This is a genomic window from Sinimarinibacterium arenosum, from assembly GCF_005047655.1.
In the GTDB taxonomy this organism is placed as follows: Bacteria; Pseudomonadota; Gammaproteobacteria; order Nevskiales; family Nevskiaceae; genus Solimonas.
On record NZ_SUKF01000007.1, the window covers coordinates 215,917 to 230,224 of the forward strand.

Here is a 14,308-nt window from a genome sequence, read left to right on the forward strand (position 1 = left end):
AGCCAAGTGCTAGTGGTGGGGGCGATCGCCGCCCCAGAGTTCATCCAGACGGGCATCGTGACCGCAGCCGTAGCGGTGTGATTGTCCCGCGGAGGCGGCGGAGCCGCGCGGAGCGGGGGCGATCGCGTGATGACCGCAGAACCCCAGCGCTAGTGATGGGGGCGATCGCTGCCCCAGAGTTCATCCAGGCGGGCGTCGCGACCGCAGCCGTAGCGGTGTGATTGCCCCACGGAGGCGGCGGAGCCGCGTGGAGCGGGGGCGATCACGATATGACCGCGGAATCCCAGCGCTAGTGGTGGGGACGATCGCTGCCCCAGAGGTCATCCAGGCGGGCGTCGCGACCGCAGCCGTAGCGGTAATACCGGTAACGCACCGGGTTCTTCTTGTAATAGTCCTGGTGGTAGTCCTCGGCCGGCCAGAATGTACCGGCGGTGACGATTTCGGTGACGATCGGTGGGCGCTCGGGATATCTCCTGCTCAACGCATCGCGGGTCCGTTCCGCCGCCTGACGCTGGGCGTCGTCCAGAAAGAAAATGGCGCTGCGGTATTGATGGCCGTGGTCACAGAATTGGGCATCGGGTGTATAGGGGTCGACGCTGTGCCAGAAAACGTCCAGCAGGTCGGCGTAGCTGACCTGCTTTGCGTCATAGCGGACACGGATGGCTTCGGCATGTCCGGTGCCGCCTGCGGAGACTTGCTGGTAGGTCGGGTTGGCGACATCGCCGCCGATGTAGCCGGATTCGACGCTCTGCACGCCAGGGACTTTTTCAAAATCCGATTCGGAGCACCAGAAGCAGCCCCCAGCGAAGATCGCGGTGGACACGGTGTTGGCCGGCGGTGCCGGCGTGGCTGAAATCGCCAGTGCCGGGACCATCAGTGTGAAAAGCCAGATCCAGTTTTTCATCGAGTGAACTCCGCGTGGCCGCTATCCGCGCAATGGCGGCAGGGCTTCACCGTCGGCGATGAAACGAAGTGCGACGCCGTTATTGCAGTAGCGCAGGCCAGTGGGAGCGGGGCCGTCATCGAAAACGTGGCCCTGATGTCCGCCGCAGCGCGCGCAGTGATATTCGGTGCGCGGGAATACCAGCTTGAAGTCGCGCTTGGTGCCGATGGCATCGTCGAGCGGTGCCCAGAAGCTGGGCCAGCCCGTGCCGCTATCGAATTTCTTCTCGGAGCTGAACAGTGGCTGGTAGCACGCTGCGCAGATGTAGGTGCCAGCACGCTTCTCATGATTCAACGGGCTGGTGCCAGAGCGCTCGGTATCTTCGTTGAACAGGACTGCGTAGGCGGCGGCGCTGACCAAGGGTTTCCAGTGGCTGGCAGGAAGGCCCAGCGAGCCAAGGCTGTCCTCGGCGGCATGGGCGGTTCCGTGGGGAGTCAGCCAGACTGCTGCCACGCCGCCAATGGCGGCCAGGAGGCGGCGGCGGGTCCAGGTGTCCGAGGGGGAGGGCATCGAGGGCATGGCAAGTCGTCCAGATTGGGGTGTTACAGAGGTTACGCCTCAGGTAGTGATATAGACGCCGATTTGCGCGGGAAGGTTCGATTTGATTGCGCCGAGTTGCTGGCGAGTGGCGATCCGACGCATTGATCGGGATCAATGCTTTTGCGATTTGCTTCGCATGCTCTACAATTTGCAGGCTGTGATACTCCCCCCTGACCTTCCAGAGGACGTGCGGCTGGTGATCGGCCCCAACGCGTCATTGGGTGCGCGGCAGGCTTGGACGTTCATGGGGATGACGGTGGCGTTGGGCGGTGGCATTGCAGCTTGGATGGCTTGGCATGGCTTCTGGCTGGTTGTGCCGTTTACTGGATTGGAGCTGGCTGCGCTGGGCGCGGCGATCTTCGTTTCGGTCAGGCGCAACACGTATCGTGAAGTGTTGGTTTTTGCGCCCGAGTGCTTGCGTGTCGAATTTGGCAGCCTGGGACGCGGAGCGCAGACCGTAGTCGAGCTGTCGCGGGGGATGACGCGTGCATTGTTGGAGGCTGGGGCAAATCGGCATGAGCCGACCCGGTTGATTCTGAGCTGCGCCGGGCAACGTGTGCGGATTGCCCGCTGCCTGACTGATGAGGAGCGCGAACGCCTGTGCGTTCGCATCAAGCAATTGTTGACACCGGCATGGGGTGGATCGCGCAGTGCGATCGATGCGGCGCCGGTGAAAGAGTGGCCTTTGGGAGATTAGATGATGTCGATGAAGGGATGGCTTGCGCGCATCGCGGCAGGGTCCGGACTGGCTGTCGCGGCACTGACTGCACAGGCCTACACAGAGACCAGCGGCGGCTACAACATGCCGGTTGGCGTGACCGAAATCAGCCGTGAAGTGCATGGACTGCACATGTTGGTGTTCTGGGTCTGCGTCGCAATCGCCGTGGTGGTGTTTGGTGTGATGACCTATTCGATCATCATGCACCGCCGCTCGAAGCATCCGAAGCCGGCCGATTTCCACGAGTCGACACTGGTCGAAATCATCTGGACGACGCTGCCTTTCGTCATTCTGATCTCCCTGGCCGTTCCCGCGGCCGGCACGCTGATCAGGATGGAAGACACCCGCAATGCCGACATGACGATCAAAGTCACCGGCTACCAGTGGAAATGGCAGTACGAGTATCTCGGCGAGGACGTCAGTTTCTTCTCGACTCTGGCTCCGGCATCCAACCAGGCTCGCCAGCTCGGCTCGGGCGTCGACGTCAACACCGTCGACAATTATCTGGTTGATGTCGATCATCCCGTAGTGATTCCTGTCGGCAAGAAGGTGCGCTTCCTGCTGACCTCGAATGATGTCATCCACGCTTGGTGGGTGCCGGAGCTCGCGGTGAAAAAGGACGCGATTCCGGGCTACATCAACGAAGTCTGGACGAAGGTTGAACAGCCGGGCACTTACCGCGGTGTTTGCGCGGAGCTGTGCGGCCGTGACCACGGCTTCATGCCGATTGTCGTCAAGGTGCTGCCGGAAGCCGAGTACCAGGCGTGGCTGGCGCAGCAGAAGGGCGGTGAAGTCGTTGCGGCGGCGGAGCCGGTTGCGGCCACTGACGCCGTGGTTGACGCCCCCGCTGCCGCGCCCGTCGTGGCTCCGGCTGCTGCTGTCGAAGTTGCCGCGGCCGAGCCGGCCGTTGCGGCCCCGGCTGAGCTTTCGAAGGACGCCCTGATCAAGCAGGGAGAGGGAGTATTTAAGGCGAATTGCATGGCCTGCCATCAAGCCAATGGTCAGGGCTTGCCGCCAAACTTTCCGACGCTGGTCGGCAGTGCGGTGGTGGGCGGACCGGCCGCCGCGCAGATTGCACAGGTGATTAACGGTAAGAACCTGATGCCGCCGTTCAAGCAGCTGTCCGATGCCGATATCGCCGCCGTGATCACGTATACCCGCAACAGCTGGGGTAACGATAGCGGTATGGTTCAGCCCTCAGACGTCGCCACCGCGCGGTAGTAAGCAGTAGATCGATAGGAGTTTCGCCATGGCACACGCTCACGACGCCCACGCGCACCACGATGAACACCATGGTCCCGACAAAGGGATCATGCGGTGGATCAAGACGACCAATCACAAGGATCTGGGAACGCTCTATCTGTTCTTCGCGTTCACCATGTTCTTCATCGGTGGGCTGATGTCGCTGGTGATCCGCGCCGAGCTGTTTCACCCCGGATTGCAGTTCGTGCAGCCGGAGTTCTTTAACCAGATGACGACGATGCACGCGCTGGTGATGATCTTCGGTGGCGTCATGCCGGGTTTCGTCGGCCTTGCCAACTGGATGGTGCCGATGATGATCGGCTGCTCCGATCTGGCGCTGCCGCGCGTCAACAACTGGGGCTTCTGGATTCTGCCCTTCGCGTTCGCGATGCTGATCAGCACCTTGTTCATGGAGGGTGGCGCGCCCGCTGGTGGCTGGACCATGTATCCGCCGCTGGTGCTGCAGACCGGCAATGCGTTCCCGTTCCTGATCTTCGCCGTGCACTTGATGGGTATCTCGTCGATCACCGGCGCAATCAACGTCGTTGTGACGATTCTGAACATGCGTGCGCCCGGTATGACGCTGCTGAAGATGCCGCTGTTCGTCTGGACCTGGCTGATCACCGCCTACCTGCTGATCGCGGTCATGCCTGTGCTCGCGGGCGCCGTGACGATGCTGCTGACCGACAAGTACTTCCACACCAGCTTCTTTGCGGCTGCCGGTGGTGGCGACCCGGTCATGTTCCAGCACATCTTCTGGTTCTTCGGGCATCCCGAGGTCTACATCATGATTCTGCCGGCGTTCGGTATCGTCAGCACGATCATTCCGACCTTTGCACGCAAGACGCTGTTCGGCTACGACTCAATGGTCTACGCCACCGCGTCAATCGCGTTCCTGTCGTTCATCGTCTGGGCCCACCACATGTTCACCGTCGGCATGCCGCTGGCCGGTGAGCTGTTCTTCATGTTCGCGACGATGCTGATCGCGGTGCCGACCGGCGTGAAGGTGTTCAACTGGGTTGCCACGATGTGGCGCGGTTCGATGACTTTCGAAACCCCGATGCTGTTTGCGATCGGCTTCGTGTTCCTGTTCTCGATCGGTGGATTCTCCGGTCTGATGCTGGCGATGACGCCGGTGGACTTCCAGTACCACGATACCTACTTCGTGGTTGCACACTTCCACTACGTGCTGGTGCCGGGCGCTGTGTTCTCGATCATCGCTGCCGTCTACTACTGGATTCCGAAGTGGACCGGCCGCATGTACAACGAGTTCTGGGGCAAGACGCATTTCTGGCTGTCGGCCGTGTTCATCAACCTGACCTTCTTCCCGCAGCACTTTGCCGGACTGGCGGGTATGCAGCGCCGAGTGCCCGACTACGCCGTCCAGTTCACGGACTGGAACGTGATGTCGACGATCGGCGCATTCGGATTCTTCGTCGCGCAGTTCATCTTCATCGGCAACATGCTGGCGAGCTGCTTTGGCTGGTTCGGCCGCAAGCAGGATCTGCCGAATCGCGTCTGGGAAGGCGCGCATGGCCTCGAGTGGACCGTCGCGTCGCCTGCGCCGTACCACACCTTCGAAGATCCGCCGACCATCGGCGACGACGAGATCACCGCGGTTCACGACAATCCGGCTCACGCGCATTAAGCGCGTCGGGCAAATAGCCGAGTGATGCAATGAGCAGCACAGCAGAAAAGAAGCGCAAGAACGTCATTCTGTTCTGGGTGCATGTTGCGCTGGCTGCCATCATCCTCGGCTGGTTCGTCTATTCGGTCGTCAACAAATAGTGTCCACAGTCCGTCGCAATCATGTGTTGCGTCTGCTGTTCGTCACGGCGGGCATGTTCGGCTTTGGTTTTGCCATGGTGCCGCTGTACAACATGCTGTGCGATTCGCTGGGGATCAATGGCAAGATCGAGCTGCAGGCCGCGAAAGTGGCATCAGCCGTGGTCGATACCAACCGAACGGTGACGGTGGAGTTTGTCACTACCGTCAACGGCGGAAGTCCCTGGAAATTCCGCGCCGAGCAGCCGTCGATCGATGTTCATCCCGGCAAGCTGTATACGGTGAGCTTTTACGCCAAGAATACCGAGGACCACGATCTGGTGGCGCAGGCAGTGCCGAACATTGCGCCATGGGATGCCGCGGCGCATCTGAAGAAGACCGAGTGTTTCTGTTTCAACAACCAGCCCTTCAAGGCTGGCGAAGAAAAGCATATGCCGGTGGTGTTCATGCTGGACCCTGAGCTGCCCGCCGATGTTGATCGCGTTACCCTTTCGTACACCTTTTTCGATGTCTCTGACGTCGCCCTGAAGTCCACAAAAGAACCGTAGGAGCTGATCATGGGGAGCCCCGCCGCTCAAAATTCATCGCGCTACTTCGTGCCCGATCCGAGCGTTTGGCCATTTGTACTGACCATCGGTCTGGTGGCTACGATCGTCGGGGTGTCCGGCTATCTCGAAAACAACCATATCGGTCCCCTTCCGATCTGGCTCGGCGTGGCATTGTCGATCTTCATCATTTTTCGCTGGTTCCAGGGCATTGCCCGCGAAAGTGAAGGGGGTCGCTACAGCGCCCAGGTCGATCGCACCTATCGCTGGGGTATGTCGTGGTTCATTTTTTCGGAGGTGATGTTCTTCGCCGCCTTCTTCGGAGCTCTGTTCTACGCCCGTGGCATGGTGATGCCGTGGTTGTCGGGCGAGGGTGCCAAGCTTTCGACGCATCTGACTCTGTGGCCGAACTTCGAAGGTGTGTGGCCGAGCAACGGCCCCGCCAATGTCGGTGGCGAGTTCAAAACCATTCCGGCATTTGATGTGCCGCTGTTGAACACGCTGATTCTGATTTCTTCCGGTGTGACGATCACGATGGCGCATCACGCGCTCAAGGAAGGCAAGCGTGGCCTGTGCATCCTCTGGATGTGGGCGACGGTCGCATTGGGCTGCTCGTTCCTGTACTTCCAGGCCGAGGAGTACATGCATGCGTACCATGAACTGAATCTGACCCTGGGGTCAGGCATTTATGGCTCAACCTTCTTCATGCTGACCGGATTTCACGGCATGCACGTGACGCTGGGCACGATCATGCTGACGGTGATCACGTTGCGTCTGATGAAGGGGCACTTCAAGCCGGATTCGCATTTCGGGTTTGAAGGGGTGGCTTGGTATTGGCACTTCGTGGACGTGGTCTGGATCGGATTGTTCATCGTGGTCTACTGGCTCTGACCGCGGCGTCTGGAATGGCCGTCAGCGGCTGGCGCGGTGCAGTATCCCGCACCACCGCAACGACAACGGGCGGCCTCGTGCCGCCCGTTGCGTTTGTGTCTTTGGAGGCTGTAACCCGTGTGGGGTCGAGATCCTAAGGATCCAGTTTACGGGGTCGAGGTTTGCTCGTTCGCGCCAGGATAGATCCCATGCGGATGAATCCAGCCTTGGTGATAGGCCAGCATGAGGAACAGGATCAGCGTCACCGAGAGTGCGACGCGAATCTTCAATCCGGTCAGTGTGCGCTTGCGTTCACTGCCGTCGCGCACCAGGAACAGCATGCTGGTCATCAGTGCGCCGAGGATGGCCAGTAGCAGGACAACGATGACAATTTTGGCGAGCATGGCAGTGGCGCAAGTGGAACCCCGGCATCATACCCGGCTGGGTCGATTGACGTCGGCAATGGCTTGCATCCGGCTACGGGAACGGGGAGAAGACTGAATGGCAAAGCGAAGCTTTAGACCACCGTGGTGGAGTGTCGTGCTGGTGGTGGCGCTCAGTGCGCTGATGATCTCGCTCGGTATCTGGCAGGTGAATCGGGGCCAGGCCAAGGCCGAGATGATGTCGCGCTATCTGGCCGCGTCGACACAGGCACCCCGGGAAATCACATCCGGAGCCTATGCTGAGCCGGGTTTGATTGAACGTGGACGCACCGCAGGGCAGTTCGATGTCGATCATCAGCTTTTGCTCGACAATCAAAGCCATGACGGCGTTCCGGGGTATCGGGTCTGGACTCCACTGCTGCTGCCGCAGGGCGGCATCGTCGTGGTGGATCGCGGCTGGATTCCGGCTGGGGGGGACCGAAACCAGAAGCCGGAGATTCCGGCGCCGGGTGGCGAGGTGGCGGTGACAGGCTACTGGCGTGAGTTGCCGCAACCCGGCATGCGACTCGAAGTCGACAACTGCGTCGAGACGCCCTGGCCCCGAATCGTGCAGTATCCGACCGTTGACGAATTCCGCTGCATCTATGGGGAGTTTGTCGCTGGCGGCATTCTGTTGATGGATCGCGACATTGCCGGGGGATTTACCCGGGACTGGACCACCGCGCCCGAGATGTCGCCGACCAAGCACTATGGTTACGCGGCGCAGTGGTTCGCTTTCACGCTGACGCTGATCGTGATCTTTATCGTGATGAATCTAAAACGTAAGCAATGACCCAGACTCGTCCTCGCGGGCGCCTGCAGTTTCTGCTGTTGGCCGCTCTGTTCTTCGCTCCGCTGTTGGCAGCGGTTCTGCTCTATTTCGTATTTCCGCAGTGGACTCCGAGCGGGCGGGTCAACAAGGGCGAGCTGATTGATCCGGCACGCCCGATTCCGGTCATCGAGGCGTTGGATGAGTCCGGCCAGCCCGCAGGCGAGCGCGTGCTGCGGGGGCGCTGGTCGTATGTCTTCGTTGCCGGCGAGCAGTGCGATGCGGCTTGCGCGGACAAGCTGCACCAGATTCGCCAGATTCGAACGCTGCTCAACGAGAAGCGCCTGCGGGTCCGTCGCGTCTATCTGGCGCCGACCCCTGCGGCCGCTGCTGCCGCCCATGCACAACTTGCGGCCGAGCACCCGGATCTGGAGTTTCTCTCCGATACCCCCGATGCGATCTACCGCCATTTCTTCGAGGGTGGCGATGCGCAGGCGCTGTATCTGGTCGACCCGTTGGGCAACTGGCTGATGCGCTATGCCGGCGATGCCGACTCGAATGACATCCTGCGTGACATCCGCAAACTGCTGCGCGTGTCCCAGATCGGCTGAATCGGCGGCCCGGTCGGTCGCTCAAGGGCATCCACGGGCCTTCAGGTAAAATGCGCGGCCCGCCGGGCGGATATTCCTTCGGTAAACGAGTCTCTTCGGAAGCACACATCGCGATGGTCTGGTTTCAACGTCTCAATCTGCTGACGCTCCTGTTGTGCTTCTGCGTCATCGTCTTCGGTGCCTACGTCCGGTTGTCCGATGCCGGGCTGGGCTGTCCGGACTGGCCGGGATGCTACGGACATCTGGCGGTGCCGGACGCGCCGCACGAAGTGGCCGCCGCAGAGCAGGCGTATCCGCAGCGCCCGGTCGAGACCCCTAAGGCGTGGAAGGAAATGATCCACCGATACCTGGCGTCGACGCTGGGTTTGCTGATCGTGATCCTGGCGCTGATGTCGCTGCGGATTCGTGATCCACGCATCCCGCGCGTACTGCCCTGGTTCCTGGTGGCACTGGTGATATTCCAGGGTGTGCTGGGCATGTGGACCGTGACCTGGCAGCTGAAGCCGCTGGCGGTGACCGGACATCTGCTCGGTGGAATGACGACGATGTCATTGCTGCTGTGGATGTGGCTGGGTACGCGACGGGCGGTGCCGACGGTGGCGGTCCAGGTCGTCGAGCGCGAGATGCGCAACGAGCGCCAGGCTGCCTGGGCGATGCAGCGTGAGGTCGTTGCCGAGGCGACCTATACCGTCGTCCCGGCCCCTCGCAGAGTGCGTCTGTTCGCGGGCGTGGCGCTGGCGGTGGTCGCGGTACAGATTTTCCTCGGCGGATGGACCAGCACCAACTACGCCGCGTTGGCGTGCCCGGACTTCCCCACCTGCCACGGCAGCTACTGGCCGCAGATGGATGTAGCGACGGCATACACGCTGTGGCACGGCCTCGGAATCAACTATGAGTACGGCATTCTGGATGCGCGCGCGCGCGTGACCATCCACTTCTTCCATCGCGTCGGCGCATTGGTTGTCACGACCGTGGTGGGATTGTTCGGGCTATATCTGCTACTGCGTTCGGCGGCACCTCGATGGCGCGCGCTGGGCGGAGGGGTTCTGGTGGCGCTGGGCCTGCAGGTCGCGATCGGCATCAGCGTGGTGGTGCTGCAACTGCCGCTCTGGCTGGCCGACGCGCACAACGCGGGTGCCGCAGTGCTGCTGGCGGCGATGGTGATTGCGAACCGCCTGGCTTGGTGGGCACCGGAGCATGACTGAGGTGGCCGTGGTGAATACGCTGGGGCGACCATCACGGCTGCGTGAGTACTACGAGCTGTGCAAGCCGCGCGTGGTGATGCTGATTGTCTTCACGGCGGTGGTCGGTATGTTCCTGGCGGTACCGGGGATGCCGCCCTTGTCGGCACTGGTCTGGGGGACTTTGGGCATCGGTCTGCAGGCTTCTGCTGCTGCGGCCGTCAACCAGATCATTGATCGAAACATCGATGCGCGCATGGCCCGGACCTGTGGGCGTCCGCTGGTGACCGGTGCGCTGACGATGACCGAGTCGATTGCCTTCGCGACCGTGTTGGGTTTGGTCGGCTTCGTCATGCTGTGGTTCTGGGTCAATCCGCTGACCGCAATCCTGACCCAGTTCACCCTGATCGGCTACGCAGGCGTGTACACGCTCTACCTGAAGCGCGCCACACCACAGAACATCGTCATCGGTGGGGCCGCCGGCGCTGCGCCGCCGGTACTGGGCTGGGTTGCCGTGACGGGCGAAGTCCACGCCCACGCCTTGATCCTGTTTGCGATCATTTTCATCTGGACTCCGCCGCATTTCTGGGCGCTGGCGATCGAGCGGCGCGATGAATATGCCAAGGCGGATATCCCGATGCTACCGGTAACGCATGGCATCGCCTTCACACAGACGCAGGTGTTGCTGTATACGATTCTGCTGACCTCGGTGACGGTACTGCCGTACGCAACCGCGATGTCAGGGCTGCTCTACCTGACTGGGGCGCTGGCGCTGGATGCCGTGTTTCTGGGCTACGCCTTGCGTCTCAAGTATGCGCCGAAGCCGGGTTTGCCGATGCGCACGTTCGGCTACTCCATCGTCTACCTGATGGGGATTTTCACCTTGCTGCTGGTAGACCACTACGTGGCCCCGTTGATCGGGGTCTGAGTGCGCGGTAGTGCGAAGTCGAACATAAAAAAAGGCCCGCATCAGCGGGCCTTTTTGATTCTGCGCTGGGCAAAATTCAGGCTTCGATCACGCTGCGCAGCTTCTTCATTGCGGCGGATTCGATCTGGCGGATGCGTTCTGCCGACACGCCATACTCGTCGGCCAGTTCCTGCAAGCCGGTCTTGCCGTCTTCATTGAGCCAGCGGCGCTGCAGAATGTCTCGCGAACGATCATCCAGGATGTCCAGCGCCCGAGCCATCTTCAGCTCGCGCTGGTCCTGCCACTCGCTTTCTTCGATCTCGCTGATCGCGTCATGTTCGTCGGCCAGATAGTCTTCCGGCGCGTAGACCTCGTCACCGTCGATCGTCGCGCCGCTAAAGCCGACGTCTCCGCCGCTCAGCCGCGCCTCCATCTGGTAAACCTCTTCCGGCTTGACGTTGAGGTCCGCCGCAATGGCTTCAGCCTCGGCCGGCTTCAGCCAGCCCAGTTCCCGCTTGGCCGAGCGCAGATTGAAGAACAGCTTGCGCTGTGCCTTGGTCGTGGCGATTTTCACGATGCGCCAGTTCTTCAGCACGAACTCATGAATTTCAGCCTTGATCCAGTGCACCGCGAATGAAATCAGGCGGACGCCGACGTCGGGGTCGAAGCGCTTGACCGCTTTCATCAGGCCGACATTGCCTTCCTGGATCAGGTCCGCCAGCGGCAGGCCATAACCAAGGTAGCCGCGCGCGATATGCACGACGTGGCGCAAATTGGACAGCACGAGCTGCTGGGCGGCGTTCAGATCCTCGGCGTCACGCAGCTTTTCCGCGAGCGCCTTCTCATCATCCGAACTCAGCACCGGGATGCTATTGACGTGCGAAATATAGGAATCGAGACTGCCGGCCAGCGGCATCAGCATCGTTGGCTGGCGCAGTCCTACGGCGGTTGCAGTCGTCATTGATGTATCTCCCATGGCGGCAATATTAGCACTCGCAAAATAAGAGTGCTAAACGGCGTAAAAAGTTCCCAGCCGTTCCCCTGCCGAGCCCTACAGGCGCTTATTGGGGGCTATTTCGGCTCGATCAAGGCCAGACGACGGCTTACGGTGACAAATGCGGCGGCCCAGCCCAGCACGACTCCGGCCGCCGACAGCGCCAGTCCATCTGCGGTGGCCAAGCCTGCCAGGCGGAAATCGCTCCCGTACAGGCTGGCGAGTTCGGCCGATGGGCCCGCCATGACATGGGTGCCCGCAGCAACCAGCGCCCAGGCCAGTAGGCCGCCGCCGAGCCCGAACCAGAAGCCGGCGTATAGAAAAGGGCGGCGGATAAAACTATCCGGGGCGCCGATCAGCTTCATGACCTCGATTTCATCGCGTCGCGACTCGATATCCAGTCGGATCGTGTTGCCGATGATCACCATGACAGCCAGCCCCAGCAGCAGTGCCAGGATGCCGACAGAGCGCTCAGCGATGGCCAGCAGGGCGTAGAGCCGCTCCAGCCATTGCCGATCAAGCTTGGCGATGTCGACTTCCGGCAATTTGGCCAGACGGTCTGCCAACTGGCTGACGTCGGCCTGTGTCTGACCTGCGCTGGGCGTGACCACAATCACCGCCGGAAGCGGATTGTTCTCCAGAATATCCAGCGCATCGCCAAAACCCGATTGCTTGCGGAAGTCTTTCAGGGACTGTTCGCGCGAGATGTAGTGGGTTTTGCCGACGATCTTGTCGCTACCCATCTCGCGCGCCAACGCCTGCCCACGCTCAGGGCTGACGCTGTCTTTGAGAAACAGCGAAATCTGCAGATTGGCCTGCCAGCTGTAACCGACGGAGGAAAGGTTGCGGGTGGCGACGTAGAGCCCGGCCGGGAGAGCCAGGGCGATGCCGATCACCAGTGCCGTCAGCGCTGCGGCCAGTGGCGCTTGGCCGATTTTGCCGAGCGAGAAAAACAGCACGCGCAGATGTTCGTGTCCGATCCTTGCAAGCCAGCTAGGGCGCTCCATGCCCACTTCAACGAAGGCCATCGGTATCGCCCCCTCTGAAGCTGGAAGCAGCCGTCGGCCGCTTGTCGGTAATGACGCCGTGCTCTAGATGAATGTTCCGGTGCGGCAGCGCCTCGATCAGATCAATCGCATGAGTTGCAATCAGCACCGTTACGCCGGCCTGATTAAAACGTTCGAAGCCGCGCATCACTTCCATCGCCATTTCCGGATCGAGATTGCCGGTCGGTTCATCGGCCAGGATCAGTGCTGGCTTGGTCACGATAGCGCGCGCGATGCCGATGCGCTGCTGCTCGCCGCCGGACAAGGTCAGCGGGAGCACTTTCTCCTTGCCGAGCAGGCCTACCGAGTCCAGTGCGGCCCGCACCCGTCGGCCGATGTCGCCATGCGAATAGCCGCGTATCACCAGCGGCAGGGCGACATTGTCGAACACCGTACGGTCGTACAACAGATTGAAATTCTGGAACACCATGCCGATGCGCTGTCGAAACGCTGGCACTCGCCGCGCTTTCAGTGCGGACAGATTCTGTCCCATGACCAGCACTTGTCCGCGGTGAGCTCTGCACAATGCGGCCATCAGACGCAGCAGCGTGGTCTTGCCTGCGCCGCTGGGGCCGGTGACATAGACCATCTCGCCTTGGTCAATCGAGAAGCTGACTTCGGACAGCACATCCTGGCCGCCGCGATAGTGGTAGCTGACGTGATCGAAGCGGATCAGTTCGCCCATGGACGCACCTGACACAGTGGCGGCCGTTCGCATCGCCCTAGTGCGCGACGTTCCCGCTGCAATGTCGCCCAGCCCTTCCCCAGTCCCGACATTCAATCCCCGATCAAGGCGTCAGCGTACGCGCGCGCATCAAAGACCTGCAGATCCTCAACGGCCTCGCCGACGCCGATGAACCGTACCGGCAACGACAGGCGACGTGCGATGGCCAGCAGGATACCGCCCTTGGCAGTGCCATCCAACTTGGTGATCGCAATTCCGGTCAGGCCGATCGCCTCATGGAACTGCAACGCCTGGTTCAGCGCGTTGCCGCCGGTGGTGCCGTCGACCACCAGGAGGACCTCGTGCGGTGCGTAGGGATCGTGCTTCTGCACCACACGCTTGATCTTGCGCAGCTCTTCCATCAGATGGGACTGCGTGTGCAAGCGTCCCGCAGTGTCGGCGATGACGACATCAATGCCGCGGCTCTTTGCCGACTGCACCGCGTCAAAGATCACGCTGGCGGAATCGGCGCCTTCGCCCTGCGACAGGCATGGAACGTCGGCACGCTGTGACCAGGTCAGCAGCTGATTGACCGCAGCGGCACGGAAGGTGTCGCCAGCAGCCAGCAGAACGCTTTTGCCTTCACGCTTTAGGCGCATGGCGAGTTTGCCGATCGTGGTGGTTTTGCCAGCGCCATTGACGCCGACGACGAACACGATATACGGGCGGATGAAATCCGGAATTTGCAGCGGTCTTGATACCGGTTCCAGCAGTTCCACCAGGGATTTGCGCAAGAACGCACGCAACTGATCCGGTGTGCGCACGCGTCCGGCGCCGACCTCGTTACGCAGACGTGTCATCAACCAGTCGGTGGCTTCGACACCGGCATCCGCAGTCAGCAAGCGGGTTTCGATTTCGTCCAGGGCGTCATCGTCAAGGCTTCCTTGCCCGAACAGCGTGCCAATGTCGCGCGTGAGCCATGAGTCGCCTTTGTTCAGGCGTGCGCGCAGTCGCTTGATCAGTCCGGCTTCGTTGTCACCGGAAGGATTATTTGAGGGTGTTTCGGACATG

At 61.3% G+C, this 14,308-nt stretch carries 16 protein-coding genes; 9 read left to right on the forward strand and 7 right to left on the reverse strand.

Going from position 1 to position 14,308, the window contains the following annotated elements:
* Positions 1–289 precede the first annotated feature (289 nt).
* Positions 290–904 carry a peptide-methionine (S)-S-oxide reductase MsrA gene (gene msrA / locus E4T66_RS15275; protein ID WP_136849923.1) on the reverse strand — a complete coding sequence of 205 codons (615 nt, stop codon included), beginning with the start codon at positions 902–904 and terminating at the stop codon, positions 290–292.
* Between the two features lie 21 nt (positions 905–925).
* Complete coding sequence (msrB, locus tag E4T66_RS15280; RefSeq protein WP_211242953.1) at positions 926–1,462, reverse strand: peptide-methionine (R)-S-oxide reductase MsrB; 537 nt, start codon at positions 1,460–1,462, stop codon at positions 926–928.
* A gap of 157 nt (positions 1,463–1,619) precedes the next feature.
* On the opposite strand from msrB, the gene E4T66_RS15285 reads away from it, so the two are divergent.
* From E4T66_RS15285 to E4T66_RS15305, 5 genes are all read left to right on the forward strand, one after another.
* Positions 1,620–2,180, forward strand: a complete 561-nt coding sequence (locus E4T66_RS15285; RefSeq protein WP_136849924.1) for a DUF2244 domain-containing protein — start codon at positions 1,620–1,622, stop codon at positions 2,178–2,180.
* 3 nt (positions 2,181–2,183) lie between these two features.
* A complete protein-coding gene (coxB, locus tag E4T66_RS15290; RefSeq protein WP_136850032.1) occupies positions 2,184–3,422 on the forward strand; it encodes a cytochrome c oxidase subunit II in 1,239 nt (412 codons plus the stop codon).
* Positions 3,423–3,450: 28 nt separating this feature from the next.
* On the forward strand, positions 3,451–5,091 hold the full coding sequence (gene ctaD, locus E4T66_RS15295; protein WP_136849925.1) for a cytochrome c oxidase subunit I: 1,641 nt from the start codon (positions 3,451–3,453) through the stop codon (positions 5,089–5,091).
* Positions 5,092–5,254: 163 nt separating this feature from the next.
* Entirely contained in the window at positions 5,255–5,776 is a 522-nt protein-coding gene (locus tag E4T66_RS15300; RefSeq protein WP_248679731.1) for a cytochrome c oxidase assembly protein, read from the forward strand.
* Between the two features lie 9 nt (positions 5,777–5,785).
* A complete protein-coding gene (locus E4T66_RS15305; RefSeq protein WP_136849927.1) occupies positions 5,786–6,664 on the forward strand; it encodes a cytochrome c oxidase subunit 3 in 879 nt (292 codons plus the stop codon).
* 146 nt (positions 6,665–6,810) lie between these two features.
* Here E4T66_RS15305 and E4T66_RS15310 read toward each other — a convergent pair whose 3' ends face one another.
* On the reverse strand, positions 6,811–7,047 hold the full coding sequence (locus E4T66_RS15310; RefSeq protein WP_136849928.1) for a DUF2909 domain-containing protein: 237 nt from the start codon (positions 7,045–7,047) through the stop codon (positions 6,811–6,813).
* A gap of 97 nt (positions 7,048–7,144) precedes the next feature.
* Between E4T66_RS15310 and E4T66_RS15315 the strand changes: the two genes are divergently transcribed.
* The 4 genes from E4T66_RS15315 to cyoE all read left to right on the forward strand — a co-directional run bounded on the left by E4T66_RS15315 (position 7,145) and on the right by cyoE (position 10,554).
* Positions 7,145–7,858 (forward strand): SURF1 family protein, encoded by a 714-nt coding sequence (locus tag E4T66_RS15315; protein WP_136849929.1) that lies wholly within the window; start codon positions 7,145–7,147, stop codon positions 7,856–7,858.
* Entirely contained in the window at positions 7,855–8,445 is a 591-nt protein-coding gene (locus tag E4T66_RS15320) for an SCO family protein (RefSeq protein WP_136849930.1), read from the forward strand. The genes E4T66_RS15315 and E4T66_RS15320 overlap by 4 nt, the downstream gene beginning before the upstream one ends.
* Positions 8,446–8,558: 113 nt before the next feature.
* Positions 8,559–9,650, forward strand: coding sequence for a COX15/CtaA family protein (locus tag E4T66_RS15325; RefSeq protein WP_136849931.1), 1,092 nt, complete (start codon positions 8,559–8,561; stop codon positions 9,648–9,650).
* Positions 9,643–10,554 (forward strand): heme o synthase, encoded by a 912-nt coding sequence (cyoE, locus tag E4T66_RS15330; protein ID WP_136849932.1) that lies wholly within the window; start codon positions 9,643–9,645, stop codon positions 10,552–10,554. The genes E4T66_RS15325 and cyoE overlap by 8 nt, the downstream gene beginning before the upstream one ends.
* 76 nt (positions 10,555–10,630) lie before the next feature.
* Here the strand turns inward: cyoE and rpoH are convergent, their stop codons facing one another.
* The 4 genes from rpoH to ftsY form a co-directional block, all read right to left on the reverse strand.
* Positions 10,631–11,509, reverse strand: a complete 879-nt coding sequence (rpoH, locus tag E4T66_RS15335) for an RNA polymerase sigma factor RpoH (RefSeq protein WP_441347703.1) — start codon at positions 11,507–11,509, stop codon at positions 10,631–10,633.
* A gap of 95 nt (positions 11,510–11,604) precedes the next feature.
* Positions 11,605–12,534: a permease-like cell division protein FtsX gene (gene ftsX, locus E4T66_RS15340; RefSeq protein WP_248679745.1), complete on the reverse strand. Its 930-nt coding sequence runs from the start codon at positions 12,532–12,534 to the stop codon at positions 11,605–11,607.
* Between the two features lie 7 nt (positions 12,535–12,541).
* Positions 12,542–13,249: a cell division ATP-binding protein FtsE gene (ftsE, locus tag E4T66_RS15345; RefSeq protein ID WP_441347704.1), complete on the reverse strand. Its 708-nt coding sequence runs from the start codon at positions 13,247–13,249 to the stop codon at positions 12,542–12,544.
* A gap of 101 nt (positions 13,250–13,350) precedes the next feature.
* A complete protein-coding gene (gene ftsY, locus E4T66_RS15350) occupies positions 13,351–14,307 on the reverse strand; it encodes a signal recognition particle-docking protein FtsY (protein WP_136849936.1) in 957 nt (318 codons plus the stop codon).
* Position 14,308 lies beyond the last annotated feature (1 nt).

Bases quoted from the DNA above. Each gene is read 5' to 3' on its own strand.
- msrA (WP_136849923.1), bottom strand. From the start codon at position 904: ATGAAAAACTGGATCTGGCTTTTCACACTGATGGTCCCGGCACTGGCG.
- msrB (WP_211242953.1), bottom strand. From the start codon at position 1,462: ATGCCCTCGATGCCCTCCCCCTCGGACACCTGGACCCGCCGCCGCCTC.
- E4T66_RS15285 (WP_136849924.1), top strand. From the start codon at position 1,620: ATGCTCTACAATTTGCAGGCTGTGATACTCCCCCCTGACCTTCCAGAG.
- coxB (WP_136850032.1), top strand. From the start codon at position 2,184: ATGTCGATGAAGGGATGGCTTGCGCGCATCGCGGCAGGGTCCGGACTG.
- ctaD (WP_136849925.1), top strand. From the start codon at position 3,451: ATGGCACACGCTCACGACGCCCACGCGCACCACGATGAACACCATGGT.
- E4T66_RS15305 (WP_136849927.1), top strand. From the start codon at position 5,786: ATGGGGAGCCCCGCCGCTCAAAATTCATCGCGCTACTTCGTGCCCGAT.
- E4T66_RS15310 (WP_136849928.1), bottom strand. From the start codon at position 7,047: ATGCTCGCCAAAATTGTCATCGTTGTCCTGCTACTGGCCATCCTCGGC.
- E4T66_RS15315 (WP_136849929.1), top strand. From the start codon at position 7,145: ATGGCAAAGCGAAGCTTTAGACCACCGTGGTGGAGTGTCGTGCTGGTG.
- E4T66_RS15320 (WP_136849930.1), top strand. From the start codon at position 7,855: ATGACCCAGACTCGTCCTCGCGGGCGCCTGCAGTTTCTGCTGTTGGCC.
- E4T66_RS15325 (WP_136849931.1), top strand. From the start codon at position 8,559: ATGGTCTGGTTTCAACGTCTCAATCTGCTGACGCTCCTGTTGTGCTTC.
- cyoE (WP_136849932.1), top strand. From the start codon at position 9,643: ATGACTGAGGTGGCCGTGGTGAATACGCTGGGGCGACCATCACGGCTG.
- rpoH (WP_441347703.1), bottom strand. From the start codon at position 11,509: ATGGGAGATACATCAATGACGACTGCAACCGCCGTAGGACTGCGCCAG.
- ftsX (WP_248679745.1), bottom strand. From the start codon at position 12,534: ATGGAGCGCCCTAGCTGGCTTGCAAGGATCGGACACGAACATCTGCGC.
- ftsY (WP_136849936.1), bottom strand. From the start codon at position 14,307: ATGTCCGAAACACCCTCAAATAATCCTTCCGGTGACAACGAAGCCGGA.